13 protein-coding genes and 1 pseudogene are annotated in these 14,148 nt (G+C 69.4%); 8 read left to right on the forward strand and 6 right to left on the reverse strand.

The genetic code is table 11. From position 1 onward, the window contains the following. Position 1: 1 nt before the first annotated feature. From gcvP to gcvT, 3 genes are all read right to left on the reverse strand, one after another. The gene (gene gcvP, locus HV824_RS20535; protein WP_176424027.1) at positions 2–2,911 is read right to left on the reverse strand and encodes an aminomethyl-transferring glycine dehydrogenase; all 2,910 of its coding nucleotides are present in this window, start codon (positions 2,909–2,911) and stop codon (positions 2–4) included. 78 nt (positions 2,912–2,989) lie between these two features. Then, positions 2,990–3,379, reverse strand: a complete 390-nt coding sequence (gcvH, locus tag HV824_RS20540; RefSeq protein ID WP_163782097.1) for a glycine cleavage system protein GcvH — start codon at positions 3,377–3,379, stop codon at positions 2,990–2,992. 30 nt (positions 3,380–3,409) lie between these two features. Then, positions 3,410–4,492, reverse strand: coding sequence for a glycine cleavage system aminomethyltransferase GcvT (gene gcvT / locus HV824_RS20545; protein ID WP_176424028.1), 1,083 nt, complete (start codon positions 4,490–4,492; stop codon positions 3,410–3,412). 95 nt (positions 4,493–4,587) lie between these two features. Between gcvT and metF the strand changes: the two genes are divergently transcribed. The 3 genes from metF (at position 4,588) to HV824_RS20560 (ending at position 6,753) form a co-directional block, all read left to right on the forward strand. Then, complete coding sequence (gene metF / locus HV824_RS20550; RefSeq protein ID WP_176418547.1) at positions 4,588–5,460, forward strand: methylenetetrahydrofolate reductase [NAD(P)H]; 873 nt, start codon at positions 4,588–4,590, stop codon at positions 5,458–5,460. Then, positions 5,457–5,879, forward strand: coding sequence for a hypothetical protein (locus HV824_RS20555; protein WP_163782103.1), 423 nt, complete (start codon positions 5,457–5,459; stop codon positions 5,877–5,879). Before metF ends, HV824_RS20555 begins: the two co-directional genes overlap by 4 nt. Before the next feature lie 262 nt (positions 5,880–6,141). After that, a complete protein-coding gene (locus HV824_RS20560; RefSeq protein ID WP_176424029.1) occupies positions 6,142–6,753 on the forward strand; it encodes a DUF2378 family protein in 612 nt (203 codons plus the stop codon). Here the strand turns inward: HV824_RS20560 and HV824_RS20565 are convergent. Then, positions 6,750–8,273 (reverse strand): sensor histidine kinase, encoded by a 1,524-nt coding sequence (locus HV824_RS20565; protein WP_176418549.1) that lies wholly within the window; start codon positions 8,271–8,273, stop codon positions 6,750–6,752. The two genes, HV824_RS20560 and HV824_RS20565, sit on opposite strands and share 4 nt — an antisense overlap. Positions 8,274–8,433: 160 nt before the next feature. Then, positions 8,434–9,405: an ADP-ribosylglycohydrolase family protein gene (locus HV824_RS20570; RefSeq protein WP_176418550.1), complete on the reverse strand. Its 972-nt coding sequence runs from the start codon at positions 9,403–9,405 to the stop codon at positions 8,434–8,436. A 115-nt stretch (positions 9,406–9,520) separates the two neighbouring features. On the opposite strand from HV824_RS20570, the gene HV824_RS20575 reads away from it, so the two are divergent. Then, a complete protein-coding gene (locus HV824_RS20575; RefSeq protein ID WP_176418551.1) occupies positions 9,521–10,330 on the forward strand; it encodes a class I SAM-dependent methyltransferase in 810 nt (269 codons plus the stop codon). Here the strand turns inward: HV824_RS20575 and folD are convergent. Beyond that, on the reverse strand, positions 10,303–11,169 hold the full coding sequence (folD, locus tag HV824_RS20580) for a bifunctional methylenetetrahydrofolate dehydrogenase/methenyltetrahydrofolate cyclohydrolase FolD (protein WP_176418582.1): 867 nt from the start codon (positions 11,167–11,169) through the stop codon (positions 10,303–10,305). The genes HV824_RS20575 and folD overlap by 28 nt on opposite strands. Before the next feature lie 53 nt (positions 11,170–11,222). Between folD and HV824_RS20585 the strand changes: the two genes are divergently transcribed. The 4 genes and pseudogenes from HV824_RS20585 to HV824_RS20600 all read left to right on the forward strand — a co-directional run. Next, positions 11,223–12,044, forward strand: coding sequence for a TerB family tellurite resistance protein (locus HV824_RS20585; RefSeq protein WP_176418552.1), 822 nt, complete (start codon positions 11,223–11,225; stop codon positions 12,042–12,044). A 51-nt stretch (positions 12,045–12,095) separates the two neighbouring features. After that, positions 12,096–12,809: a Smr/MutS family protein gene (locus HV824_RS20590; RefSeq protein ID WP_176424030.1), complete on the forward strand. Its 714-nt coding sequence runs from the start codon at positions 12,096–12,098 to the stop codon at positions 12,807–12,809. Between the two features lie 37 nt (positions 12,810–12,846). Then, complete coding sequence (locus HV824_RS20595; protein WP_176418554.1) at positions 12,847–13,842, forward strand: adenosine deaminase; 996 nt, start codon at positions 12,847–12,849, stop codon at positions 13,840–13,842. 8 nt (positions 13,843–13,850) lie between these two features. Then, a pseudogene (locus HV824_RS20600) lies at positions 13,851–14,148 on the forward strand (dihydroorotate dehydrogenase (quinone)); the annotation flags it as partial.

Below are 14,148 nucleotides of genomic sequence, written 5' to 3' on the forward strand. Positions count from 1 at the left end.
GTCAGGCCGTGGCGGGCTTCGGCTCCGGCGTCATGTAGTCCTCGATGGGCGGGCACGCGCAGACCAGCTTCCGGTCACCGAGCACGCTGTTGAGCCGGCCCACGGAGGGCCAGAACTTGTTGTCACGGACCCACGGCGTGGGGAACACGGCCTGCTCCCGCGAGTAGGGACGGTTCCACTCCGGCGCGGCGACGACGCGCGCGGTGTGCGGGGCGTGCTTGAGGACGTTGTTGTCCTTGGGCATGCGGCCCTCCTCGATGTCCCGAATCTCCTGACGGATGGCGATCATCGCGTCGCAGAAGCGGTCCATTTCGGCCTTGGACTCGCTCTCCGTCGGCTCAATCATGAGCGTGCCCGCCACCGGGAAGGACACGGTGGGCGCGTGGAAGCCGTAGTCCATGAGCCGCTTGGCCACGTCCTCCACCTCCACGCCGGCCGTCTTCTTGAGCGGGCGCAGGTCGACGATGCACTCGTGCGCCACCTTGCCGCGCTTGCCCCGGTACAGCACCGGGTAGTGCGCGTTGAGCCGCTCGGCCACGTAGTTGGCGTTGAGGATGGCCAGCTTGGTGGCCTGGGTGAGGCCCTCCCCGCCCATCATGGCGATGTACATCCACGAGATGAGCAGGATGCTCGCGCTGCCCCACGGCGCCGCGGAGATGGCGCCAATGGCCTCCGAGCCTCCCGTGTGGATGACGGGGTGCCCCGGCAGGAACTTCACCAGGTGGCTGGCCACGCAGATGGGGCCCATGCCCGGGCCGCCGCCGCCGTGCGGGATGCAGAACGTCTTGTGCAGGTTGATGTGGCACACGTCCGCGCCAATCAGTCCCGGCGCCGTGAGGCCCACCTGCGCGTTGAGGTTGGCGCCGTCCATGTACACCTGGCCGCCGCGCTCGTGGATGATGGCGCAGATTTCGCGAATCTCCTCCTCGAACACGCCGTGGGTGGACGGGTACGTCACCATCAGCGCGGCCAGCGCGTCCTTGTGCGCCTCCGCCTTGGCGCGCAGGTCATCCAGGTCGATGTTGCCGTTCTCATCGCACTTGGTGACGACGACCTTGTAGCCCGCCATGACCGCCGAGGCGGGGTTGGTGCCGTGCGCGGAGGACGGAATCAGGCACACGTTCCGGTGCCCCTGGCCGCGGCTCTGGTGGTACGCGCGGATGACGAGCAGGCCCGCGTACTCCCCCTGGCTGCCGGCGTTGGGCTGGAGCGAGCACCCCGCGAAGCCCGTCACCTGCGTCAGCATCTGCTCCAGCTGCTCGAAGATGACCTTGTAGCCGGCCGCCTGCGAGGTGGGCGCGAACGGGTGCAGCCGCCCGAACTGGGGCCACGTCACCGGAATCATCTCCGCGGTGGCGTTGAGCTTCATGGTGCAGCTGCCCAGCGGAATCATCGAGTGCGTGAGGGACAGGTCCTTCGCCTCGAGCCGCCGGATGTAGCGCAGCATCTCCGTCTCGGAGTGGTAGCTGTTGAAGACGGGGTGCGTGAGGTACGCGCTGGAGCGGCGCAGCGCCTGCGACACGGCGCTCTCCACGCCGTCACCCACCAGGTCCGCCAGCACCGGCGCGGAGGACTTGCCGGTGCCGGTGGCGAAGGCCGCCAGGATGTCCTCCACGTCCGCGGGCCGCGTCGTCTCGTCCAGGGACACGCCCAGCGTCTTCTCGTCGATGCGGCGGAAGTTCATCCGCGCCGCCTCGGCGGCCCCCAGCACCGCGCGCACGTGCGCGGCCGTCAGCTCCACGCGCAGCGTGTCGAAGTACTGCTCGTGCTTCAGCTTGAGGCCCAGCTTCGCCAGCCCGCGCGCCAAGAGCACCGTGAGGCCATGTACGCGCTCGGCGATGGCCTTCAGCCCGGAGGGGCCGTGGTAGACGGCGTACATGCTGGCGATGACGGCCAGCAGCACCTGCGCGGTGCAGATGTTGCTCGTCGCCTTCTCACGACGGATGTGCTGCTCGCGCGTCTGGAGCGCCATGCGCAGCGCGCGGCGGCCCTGCGCGTCCTCGGACACGCCGATGATGCGGCCGGGCATGACGCGCGTGTACGCGCTCTTCGTGGCGAAGTAGCCCGCGTGCGGACCGCCATAGCCCATGGGCACGCCGAAGCGCTGGGCGCTGCCCACCGCCACGTCCGCGCCGAACTCCCCCGGCGGCGTCAGCAGCGTGAGGCTGAGCAGGTCCGCGGCCACCACGAACAGGCCGCCCGCGGCGTGCACCTGCTCGCCGAGGGCCCGGTAGTCAAACACCGCGCCGTCCGTGGCCGGGTACTGCACCAGCGCGCCCACGAACTTCTTCGAGCCCAGGTCCACCGTGCGGTGGTCACCCACCACCACCTCCACGCCCAGCGGCTGGGCGCGGGTGCGCACGATGTCCACCGTCTGCGGGTGGCAGGCGTCGGACACGAAGAAGGCCGCGCCGGACTCCTCGCCCTTGAGGTGCACGGCCAGGGCCATGGCCTCAGCGGCGGCGGTGCCTTCATCCAGCAGCGAGGCGTTGGCCACCTCCAGGCCCGTCAGGTCCATGACCAACGTCTGGAAGTTGAGCAGCGCCTCCAGGCGGCCCTGTGAGATCTCCGCCTGGTAGGGCGTGTACTGGGTGTACCAGCCGGGGTTCTGGAAGACGTTGCGGAGGATGACGTTCGGCGTGTGCGTGTCGTGGTAGCCCATGCCGATGAAGGACCGGAACACCTGGTTCTTCGCGGCGATGGACTCCAGGGCCGCCAGCAGCTCGTGCTCGCCGCGCGCGGTCGCGAGCTTCAGCGGCGCCTTGGCGCGGATGACGGGCGGGACGGCCTGGTCGATGAAGGCATCGAGCGAGTCCACGCCCAGCGCGGACAACAGCTGCTTCAGCTCGGTCTCATCCGGGCCGTTGTGACGGCCGGCAAACGGCTCCTGATACTTCCAGTTCAAGGACATGGCTTTGGGGCTCGCGGGCGAGTCGTGCGTCGAGAAGTCGAGGACCGTCCCTAACAGCCAGTCCCCGTCCCTTCACTCTCAGCTGTTCTGGAGCAGGGCGGTGTACGCGGCGGCGTCCAGGAGTCCGTCCACCTGCTTGGGGTCCGAGGGCTCGATCTCCACGATCCAGCCGGCACCATAGGGGTCGGTGTTCACGGCGGAGGGGTTGTCCGACAGGCCGTCGTTCACCTTCACCACCTTGCCCGTCAGCGGCGAGTACAGCTCCGACACCGCCTTGGTGGACTCAATGACGCCGAACTGCTTGCCCTCCGTCACCGTGGCGCCCACCTTGGGCAGCTCCACGTAGACCACGTCGCCCAGGGACTCCTGCGCGTGCTGCGTGACGCCCACCACCACCGAGGTGCCCTGGACGCGGGCCCACTCGTGCTCACGGGTGTACTTCAGGTCGCCGGGGATGTTGTCGGCCATGTCGTTGCTCCTGTCTGGAACGAGGATGCTTCAGGGCTTCTTGTGGAACGGAGTCTTCACCACCACGGCGGGCACCGCGCGGCCGCGGATGTCCACGTCGAAGGTGGAGCCCTCCGCGGACAGCGCGGTGGGCACGTAGCCGATGCCAATGGCCTTCTTCACGGTGGGGCCCAGGGTGCCGCTGGTCACCTCACCCACCGGCGCGCCGTCCTTGAGGATGGCGTAGCCGTGGCGCGGGATGCCGCTGCCGGTCAGCTCGAAGCCCACCAGCTTGCGCTTCACGCCCGCGGCCTTCTGCGCCACCAGCGCCTCCTTGCCGATGAAGGCCGCCTTGTCCAGCTTGACGATCCACCCCAGCCCGGCCTCCAGCGCGGTGTGCTGGTCGTCGATGTCGTTGCCGTAGAGCGCGTACTTCATCTCCGTGCGGAGGCTGTCACGGGCGCCCAGGCCGCACGGCTTCACGCCGTCCCGCTGGCCTTCGGTGAGCAGCGCGTCCCACAGCGCCACCGCGTCGCCGGCCGCGCTGTACAGCTCGAAGCCGTCCTCGCCGGTGTAGCCGGTGCGGGAGATGAGGCACTTCACGCCGGCGACCTCGCCCTCGGTGAAGCGGTAGGTGCCGAGCTTCGACAGGTCCGTCTTCGTCAGGCGCTGGACCAGGCCGGCGGCCTTGGGCCCCTGCACGGCAATCTGCGCGTAGTCGTCGCTCCGGTCCACCGGCGCCACGCCCCTGGCGTGCGTCTTCATCCACGCGAAGTCCTTCTCGCGGTTGCTGGAGTTGACGCAGATGAGGATGCGCTCGGGGCTGAAGCGGTAGGCGACGACGTCGTCCACGAAGGTGCCCCGCTCGTCGAGCAGGCCCGCGTAGACCGCCTGCCCGTCCGCGATGCGGGCCAGGTCGTTGGAGATGAGCGCGTTGACCGTCTCCAGGGCGCCGGGGCCGGTGAACTCCACCTCGCCCATGTGGGAGACGTCGAACAGGCCAACGCCGGTGCGCACGGCCTCATGCTCGCCGATGACGGAGCTGTACTGGACGGGCATGTCCCAACCAGCGAAGTCGACCATCCGGGCCCCCAGCTTGCGGTGAGCCTCGTTGAGGGGCGTGTGCCGGGCCATCTTCTTCTCCTGGAGGGGTGTGGAAAACGGCGCGGACTATAGCCGCGAGACTTGCCCGATCAAGGACGACGCGGAGCGTCTACACTGGAGGCAACATGAAGATTCGTAATCGGTTGAATCCCTCCGACCCGTGCTTCTCCTTCGAGTTCTTCCCGCCCCGGACGGACGAGGGCGAGAAGAACCTGCTCAAGGCGCTGGAAGACCTGGCGACCCTGCAGCCGGGGTTCGTCTCCGTGACGGAAGGCGCGGGCGGCAGCACCCGGACCAAGACGGTGGACCTGGTGCTGCGCATCAAGCAGGAGACGGGCATCGAGGCGATGGCGCACCTGACGTGCGGGGGCCACTCCCCGGCGGAGCTGCGCACCGTGCTGGAGCGGCTGTCGGCCGCGAAGGTGGACAACGTCCTGGTGCTGCGCGGAGACCCGCCCAAGGGCCAGACACGCTTCGAGCCCGTGTCCGGGGGTTTCCGCTACGCGTCGGAGATGGTGCGATTCATCCGAGAAGAGGATTTCAACTTCTGCCTCGGGGGAGCGTGCTATCCGGAGGGCCACGTGGAGACGCCCTCCCGTGACGACGACCTGCGTCATCTCAAGGCCAAGGTGGATGCCGGCCTGGACTTCGTGGTGACGCAGCTCTTCTTCGACAACGCGTTCTACTTCGACTTCGTGGAGCGGGCGCGCCGCGCGGGCATCAACGTCCCCATCGTCCCCGGCATCATGCCCATCACCAACTACGAGCAGATCCAACGATTCACGCGCCTGTGCGGAGCCACCGTGCCCATGCGCCTGGCGTTGCAGCTCGAAAGGGTGAAGGACAACCCGGAGGCCATGGCCCAGCTCGGCGTGGCGCATGCGACGGTGCAGTGCATGGAGCTGCTGTCGCGCGGCGTGCCTGGCATCCACTTCTACACGCTCAACAAGTCCCCGGCGACGCGGATGATCGTGAGCGCACTGCGAGCCCGTTCATGAGTGGTCCTGGAATCCACCTGCCCAAAGACGACCCGCGCCACAAGGTCCTCAACATCATCCGTCCGCCCGCCTTCTTCCTGCTGTGCGTGGGCGTGCTGAACGTCATCTACAACATCGCCGGGTTCGTGCTGGCGGCGCTGAAGGTGACCTCCCCCTTCGTCCCCGCGGGCGCGGAGGCGTCCACGCTGGAGCTGTCGCCCACGCTGGCGCTGATGCTGCTCGTGGGCATCCTCTGCGGGGTGCTGTCCGCCTGGGGCGCCATCTGCGCGCTCAACCTGAAGGGCTACGGCCTGGCCACGGTGGGCGGCATCACCGCGCTCTACATCCTGTCTCCCGGCTGCGTCATTGGCGTCCCCGTGGCCGTGTGGATGCTCTTCACCCTGCGCCGCGACGGGGTGCGCGAAGCCTTCCAGGCCTGAGCGTTCAAAACGCGGCGGTTGGAGCGTCGGCCCACCGCCGTGAATTGCTGTTCAGGCCACACCGCCCGCGGCCACGCCTCCTGGCGCCTGGAGCCTGGCGCTCCCTCTGACGCGGCCCCCGCTCTGTTCACCCATGGCGCTCCCCCCTGCCCCGGGGTCGTAGCCGTGCGGGCTTTCACCCTTTCTCGATTTCCCTCACTTTCGGAGCCACACGAGGAGGGGCGCGGACGTCCAGCGTCACCTCCCAGCGCGGGGGGTGGCCATGATTGCGTTTGGGGTCGAGCGGGGAACGCCTGAACCTTTGACGGAGCTGGCTCGGCGGCTGAGCCGCGCCGAGGACAAGGACCGCGCCCGGGGGATGTTCTTCCTGGGGGCGCTGGACGTGGTCCGGCAGGAGGCGGGAGAGGCCGCCGCGGCGCGGTGCCTGGCGGCCTCGCGCGAGCGCGCCTTCGTGCCCTTCTTCCTGTACCCCATCACCAGCTTCCTGCGGCTGTCCTTCAGCGCCGCGGGGCTGCTGGCGCCGCGGCTGGGCGGCTTCGAGGCGGCCATGCGGACCATTGGCGCCCGGTCCGCCCAGGACTTCCTGAGCACCGTGGTGGGGCGCAGCTTCCTGGCGTTGTCCGGGGGCTGCCCGCGCCGGCTCGTCAGCAACCTGCCGTCCGGCTACAGCACCGTCGTCAGCTACGGCGAGCGGGATGTGGAGTGGATGGGCGAGCGCCAGGGCCGCCTCAACATGTTCCGCGACTTCATGCCACACAGCTACCACGAGGGCGTGCTGCGCGCGGCGCTGGCCGCCGTTGGCGCCCGCGGCACGCACATTCACGGGCGCGCCACGGGACTTCTGGACAGCGAGTACGAGGTGTCCTGGAGCTAGAGGGCGACTTCGGCGGCCTGGCAACCCGCCGGGAGGCAGAGCGTGAAGACGCTGCCCTCCCCATCCCGGCTCTCCACGCGCAGGGTGCCGCCGTGCTGCCGCACCGCGCTGGCGACCACCGACAGGCCCAGGCCCGTGCCCGCGGGCTTCGTCGTGAAGAGCGGCTCGAAGATGCGCTCCTGCATCGCCTCCGAAATGCCCATGCCATTGTCGGACACGCGGATGATGAAGGCGCTTCCATTGCCGCCCTCCGCGAACACGTCCACCCGGCCCGGACGGCCCTCGGGCATGGCCTCCACAGCGTTCTGCACCAGGTTGATGAGCACCTTGCGCAGCAGCTCGCGGTCCACCCAGGGCGGCGCCAGCGAAGGGGGGACGCTGTTCTGGATGCGCACACCTTCGCGGGCCGGCACCACGTCCAGCACCTCCTCCATCAACGCGTGCAGTGAGCAGGGCCGCAGTTCCAGCGGACGCTCGCGAGCGAAGTCCAGCAGCTCGGAGGAGATGCGGGAGCACACCGCCAGCTCACGCTCGATGATTTCCAGGAAGCGCTGGAGCCGCTGGTCCGCCAGCGTCACGTCCAGCTTGCGCAGGTGACGGACGACCACGGCGTTGGCGGTGCGGGCCGCGGCCAGCGGGTTGCGCAGCTCGTGGCTCACCGTCGCCGTCATCCGCCCCACCGCCGCCAGCTTCTCCACCCGCGCGGCCTGCTCGCGGTAGGAGCTCAGCTCCCGGCGCACGCGCGCCAGCGCATGCTCATGGTCCACGCGCTCGTTCGCGTACGCGCCTTCCAGCAACACCTGCTGCACCGCCACGCGCCGCATCTCCCCCAGCGTCTCGCGGCACGCAATCACCAGCACCCCGTTGACGAACACCATCCAGAAGGCGTGCTCCAGGAAGCGCCACCACGCCGGATTCGACACGCCGAAGATGGACTCCGGCCACCAGATGCCGCGCAGGCAGTGCTCCAGCACCGCCGTGACGGTGGCGGTCGCCATCACCGCCGGGTCCCGGTAGAAGGCCAGGAAGGCCAGCGAGCCGAACACGTAGAAGTGCGTTTCGATGCGGCCGCCCGTCAGGTGGATGAAGAGCGCGGCCCAGAGCATCTGCGCCACCGCCACCACGTGCCGCGTGGCGACGTCCCCGGGCCGCAGCCGCACCAGCACCAGCGGGAAGGCGGACAGCAGGCCGCCCAACACCCCCGCCACGTGCAGATGGGGATGCACCACCCGCGACGTCCCCTGCCAGGCGAAGGGCGACAGCACCGCCGCCACCGCGATGGCGACCAGCCACTGCCCCACCATCAGCACGGCGAAGCGCGAGTCCACCCGCCGTCGCACGGCCTCCAGGTGCTCGCCGAGCAGTGCCTCCACCCGCACCTCCAGCGCGTCGACCCCACGTGCGAGCACCCTGCTGCCGGAGGCCTCCGTGGACACGGGAGCCTCCGTTCGCACGTCCTCCCCGCGTGTATGGCCGAATCGCCCCCGAAGCACAGGTGCGCCCACTTCCTGGTCAATCATTGCGTGACTCACCCCGGCCATACCGGCCCCCCCGGATGAGTCGCCATCCTAACCCCTGACACCCTCCTGGCAATCCAAACTTGTCGGAATAAGCAGACTGTTCCGACAGAAACATGCAACTCGCCCTCGGGGCTCGTTGATGACGGTGTGAAACACACCGTCACCCGCTCGTTCCATCAACAGGGATTGAACAAGCGTTGAACAGGCTCTGGAGCAGGGGCTGCAACAGCTCGCCCCCGCGCAATGCCTCACGCCAGCGCGCGGGGATGCCCTCCACGCCGTGGAGGAGCCCGGCGATGCCTCCCGCCACCGCGGCGGTGGTGTCGGTGTCCCGGCCCAGGCGGACCGCGGCCTTCACCACCTGCTCGTAGGTGTCGTGCTCGGTCACACACTGGCGCGCGGAGCGGAGGCAATCCACCACGTAGCCCGTGCCCGTGCCGCGCAGCGACTCCCAGCCCGGAGGCAGGACGCGCGTGTCCAGCTCCGTGCGGGCTTCAGCGCCTTCGGGATACAGCTCGCGGAGCGTCTCCACGGCGCCCGTCCAGGCGTCCGAAGCACCCGCGCCCTGCAGGATGCGACGGGCCCACAGGCAATACAGCGCGCAGCACACCTGGGAGCGCGGGTGGCCATGCGTGACGCGCGACTGGGTCATCGCGTCCGCCGCCAGCTCCGCGTCACTGCCGGAGTGCCAGAGCGCCAAGGGCAGCACGCGCATCAACGCGCCATTGCCGTTGTCCTGTTCGCCCTTGGGGCCGGCCATCAGCGCGGGCGTCCCGGCGTGGACCGAGGCCAGGGCCGTGCGCGTCTGGATGCCCACGTCGAACACCTGGCCGTCCACCGCGAGGTAGCCCCACTCCAGCCAGTTCACCAGACGGCGGCCCAGGTCCTCCGGGTCCAACCGTCCATGGAAGAGCAACGAGTCCAGCAGGCACAGCGCATGCGCGCCATCGTCGGACCAGGTCCCCGGCGCAACCCCGTCATGCGCGCGCTGGAAGCCCTCGGGCGGCTGGAAGTCGATGTCCTCGGGCGGTGGAATCCGCGCGGGCGCGTGGAACTCGTAGGGCACGCCCAGCGCATCCCCCACCAGCAGTCCGTAGATTCCCCCGGCAAGCTGCTCCTCGCGACTCGGCATGGTGTTGCCTCCCCAACGGTGTCGTGGCTGTCGCAACAAAATTGCGCCTCCAGGACTCGCCATGCAGGCTGCCACGCGAACCGGGCCATGCCGAGCCCCCCGTCCAGGAGCCCCGATGTCCGCCGTATCGCCCCTTGCCCAACCCGAGGCCTGGAACCTGGTGGCGCCCGAGTACGTGCGCGAGCTGATGCCCGCCTTCGAGACGTTCTCCCGGGATGCCCTGCTCCGGGCCGGCGTGGCGCGAGGGACGCGTGTCGTGGACGTCGCCACGGGGCCGGGAACGCTCGCGCTGCTCGCCGCGCGCGACGGCGCCCACGTCACGGCGGTGGACTTCTCCCCGGAGATGATTTCCGCCCTGCGCGCCCGGGCCGCGGAGGCGAAGCTCGACATCGACATCCAGGAGGGTGACGGCATGGCGCTGCCGTTCGAGGCGAGCGCGTTCGACGCCGCCTTCTCCATGTTCGGCCTGATGTTCTTCCCGGACCGGGCGCGCGGCTTCCAGGAGCTTCACCGGGTGCTCAAGCCGGGCGGCCGGGCCGTCGTGTCCAGTTGGACGCCCTTTGAACGCTCGAAGGAGCTGCGCGCCGTGTACACCCGCCTCTGGGAGCAGTCTGGCGCGAAGCCGTCACAGCCGGGCGCCATCCCCCTGTCCGACCCCGACACCTGTCAGCGGGAGATGTCCAGCGCGGGCTTCACCCACGTCACGGTGCACGAAGTGGAAGGCCACATCGACTACCCGTCCACGGCCGCCATGGTGGACGCCACCACCCGCTCCAGCGCGCCCGTCGTGCTGGCGCGCAGGGCGCTGGGCGCGCAGTGGGACTCGCTGCTCTGGTCCATGCACGAGCACGCGCAGGCGGAGCTGGGACCAGGACCCCAGCGCGTCACCCTCACGGCCTACGTGACGACAGGCGCTCGGCCGTAGCGCACGGCCGCGTCGAGCGTGTTGCGCATCAGCATGGCGATGGTCATGGGCCCCACGCCACCGGGCACGGGGGTGATGAACGACGCGCGCTCGGCGGCGGCCGCGAACTCCACGTCGCCCACCAGCTTGCCGTCCGGCGTGCGGTTCATCCCGACGTCAATGACCACCGCGCCGGGCTTGAGCCATGCGCCCTTGACCAGCTCGGCCACGCCCACCGCCACCACCAGGAGGTCCGCGCCCTCCACTTCACGGCGCAGGTCGCTCTTGCTGTGGCAGAGGGTCACCGTGGCGTTCTTCTGGACCAGCATCAGCGCCATGGGCTTGCCCACAATGTTGCTGCGGCCCACCACCACGGCCCGCTTGCCCGCGGGGTCGCAGCCAATCTCCTCCAGCAGCCGCATCACCCCATAGGGCGTGCAGGCCCGGGTGGTGGGCCGGCCCAGGAGCAGGTTGCCCGCGTTGAGCGGGTGGAAGCCGTCCACGTCCTTCTCCGGCTTCACCGCGGAGATGATGACGTCCGGGTCAATGTGCCTGGGCAGTGGCAGTTGCACCAGGATGCCGTGCACCGCCGCGTCGTCGTTGAGCCGGTGGATGACCTCCAGCAGCGCCTCCTGGGTGATGCGCTCGTCCGGGTGGAGCTCCCAGGACTGGATGCCCACCTCCCCGGCGACCTTCTTCTTCCGGCTGACATACACCTTGGAGGCGGGGTCCTCCCCCACGCGCACCACGGCCAGCCCTGGCGTCAGGCCGTGCTCCTGCTTGAGCCGGTCGACCTCCGCCTTGACCTCGGCTCGCACGCGCGCCGCGACTGCATTGCCATCAATCAACTGGGCGTTCACGCGGGCCACTCTATGCGAAACTCCCCCGCCGGAAAGGGAGCGGAACCTCGGCCATGGGCGCAGGAACAGTGCTGGGAGCAATGCTGGGGTTGATGGCGGGCCTGCTCGTGGGCAGCCCCTGGGCCATCGTCCTGCTGCTCATCGCAGGCGGCTTCGCGGGGCGCTACTACGACGCCCAGCATGCCCTGCCGCCCGAGGACCCGGAGGCCCTGTCCGACTTCGCCCACGCGCCCTACGCCCTCACCCACGACGCCACGTCGGAGGCGGCGCTCGCGCCTCGCGAGGAGGAGCCCTACGAGCAGCTCGCCAGTGACTTGTGCGCCGTGTTCGTCGAGGTGGCCCACGCGGATGGCGAGGTCCGCCGCGACGAGGTGCGCGTGGTGCGGCGCTACTTCCAGACGACGCTGGGCTACGGCCCCGAGGCCCTGGAGCTGGTCCGGCGCCACCTCAAGGTCTTCCTGGCCCACCCGCCCGACCTGGACGCGGCCGTCAGCGCCTGCCATGCCCAGCTCCCCTCGGCCGAGCGGCACCGGCTGCTGGACACGCTCTACGAGCTGGCGCTGGCCGACGGCGGCATGCAGCGCTCCGAACGGGAAGTCCTCCGCCGCGTCGCCGAGGGCCTGGGCATCTCCGAGGCGGACGAGCAGGCCATCATCGCCCTGCACCTGGGCGCCGGAGATGAGCACTATGCCGCGCTGGGCCTGACGCCGGACGCCACGGATATCGAGGTGAAGCGCGCCTTCCGGCAGCTCGCCGCAGAGTACCACCCCGACAAGTCCGCCCACCTCGGACGGCAGGCCGCCGAGCAGGCCGCCCGTCGCTTCCAGCACGTCCGCGACGCCTATGAAGAGATTCGACGCCTGCGCGGGCTGTAGCGCCGGATTACATCCCCCACAGTCGCCCACGACGAGGACGCACCTCCCGCCATGAGTCAGCAGCGCAACGGCCCCAAGAAGAAGGAAGCGGCTTTCAGCAACAACCCCTTCAAGTCCGCCATCCAGGTGATGAAGGACCAGGAGAAGAAGGAGGCGCAGGAGCAGGCCGCGGCGGAGGTCGCGAAGCGCAAGGTCGCGGCGCCCTCGCCCCGGGCCACGAAGGCCCCCAAGGTCCGCGAGGAGGACGACGCCTCCCTCTTCTACTCCGCCATGGACGGCGTGCAGCAGCTCACCCACCGGGGCGAGGCGCCCGCGCCCAACCCGCGCCTGCCGGAACTCATCGACGAGAACGCGGAGGCGCTCGCGCAGCTCTCCGAGCTGGTCGCCGGCCAGGGCGACTTTGACTTCACCGGCACGGACGAGTCCATTGAAGGCGCGGGCCCCGGCATTGACCGGAACCTGCTGCGCGCGCTGCGCCGGGGCGACTTCGCCATCCAGGGACAGCTGGACCTGCACGGGAAGACGCAGGCCGAGGCGCGCGACGCGCTGGAGCGTTTCCTGGGTGACAGCCGCCGCGCGAAGAGGCGCTGCGTGCTCGTGGTGCACGGACGCGGTTTGAACTCCAAGGACCAGATTCCCGTGCTGAAGGAGCGACTCAAGGGGTGGCTGTCCGAGAAGCGGATTGGCCGGATGGTGCTGGCGTTCGCCACCGCACGTCCTCAGGACGGAGGCACCGGCGCGGTGTACGTGCTGCTCCGGCGGTAGTCTTTACGCGCGCCCGGCACTGTGCATACATGCCGCCATGGCACGCGATCTGATCGACCTGCATATCCACGTGGGTGGCGCTGTGGCGCCCCACATCCTCTGGTCCATCGCCCACCAGCAGGGCTTCAAGCTCCCGGTGAAGAACTACTTCGACTTCGTGGAGCTCATCACCTCCCGTCCGGGCAAGGTGGGGAGCCTGGACGACTACCTGAAGATCCTCCACACCTGGACGGAGAAGATCCAGTCGTCCCCCAGCGCGATTGAGCGCTCCGTCTACGAGGTCATCGGCAAGGAGTACCGCGGCAGCCGCGTGACGCAGATGGAGCTGCGCTTCAACCCGATGAAGCGCAACCTGAACTCCGAGCTGGACCTGGACCACATCATCCACGCCGCGCTGCGCGGCATGGACCGCGCGGTGCTGGAGTACGGCGTGAAGATGGGGCTCATCTTCTGCCTGGCCCGCGAGTTCGACCACCGGCTCAACAGCATCATCGTGGACAAGGCCATCAAGTACCGCACGCGCGGCGTGTACGGCATCGACCTGGCCGGCACGGAGACGAACGCCATGGAGCTGAGGCCGGAGGTCGTCACCCAGTACGAGGACCTCTTCTCGCGCGCCCGCCGCGCCGGGCTCAAGTGCACGGTGCACACCGGCGAGACGCGCGGCACGGGCTCCGAGGGCGTCATGTCCGTGGTGGAGAAGCTCCAGCCGCACCGCATCGGCCACGGCATCCGCGCCGCCTACGACGAGCACGCGATGAAGGTGCTGCGCGAGCGCGACATCGTCCTGGAGCTGTGCCCCACGTCCAACCTGCACACCAAGGCCGTGGAGGGCGTGGAGGAGCTGCGCCACATCGTCCGCACCTTCTGGGACCGCAAGGTGAAGTTCACCATCAACACCGACGGCCCCTACCTCCTGGAGACGGACATGCGGCGGGAGATCGACATCATCGAACAGAACGGCATCCTCACGCCCGAGCAGGTCGACCAGACGCTCGCCTGGGCCCGTGAGGCCTCGTTCATCCCCGCTTGAGCCACGCCATGTACGGACTCACCCGCTCGCTCCTCTTCCAGCTCTCCGCGGAGCGCGCGCACCGGCTCGGCATGGCGGGGCTCCGCTACCTGGGCCGCTCACGGGACTTGTGTGAGTCCCTGCGTGAGAAGGCCCTGGAGGGCGCCCCGCCCGGCCTGGCCGTGGAAGTGGCTGGCCTGCGCTTCGCCCACCCCGTGGCGCTGGCCGCCGGCCTGGACAAGGACGCGGAGGCGGTGGACGGCCTCTTCGCCTGCGGCTTCTCCTCGGTGGAGATTGGCACCCTCACGCCCCGGCCCCAGCCCGGCA

Origin of the sequence: Myxococcus sp. AM009 (assembly GCF_013372605.1) — a bacterium.
Taxonomy (GTDB): Bacteria; Myxococcota; Myxococcia; order Myxococcales; family Myxococcaceae; genus Myxococcus; species Myxococcus vastator.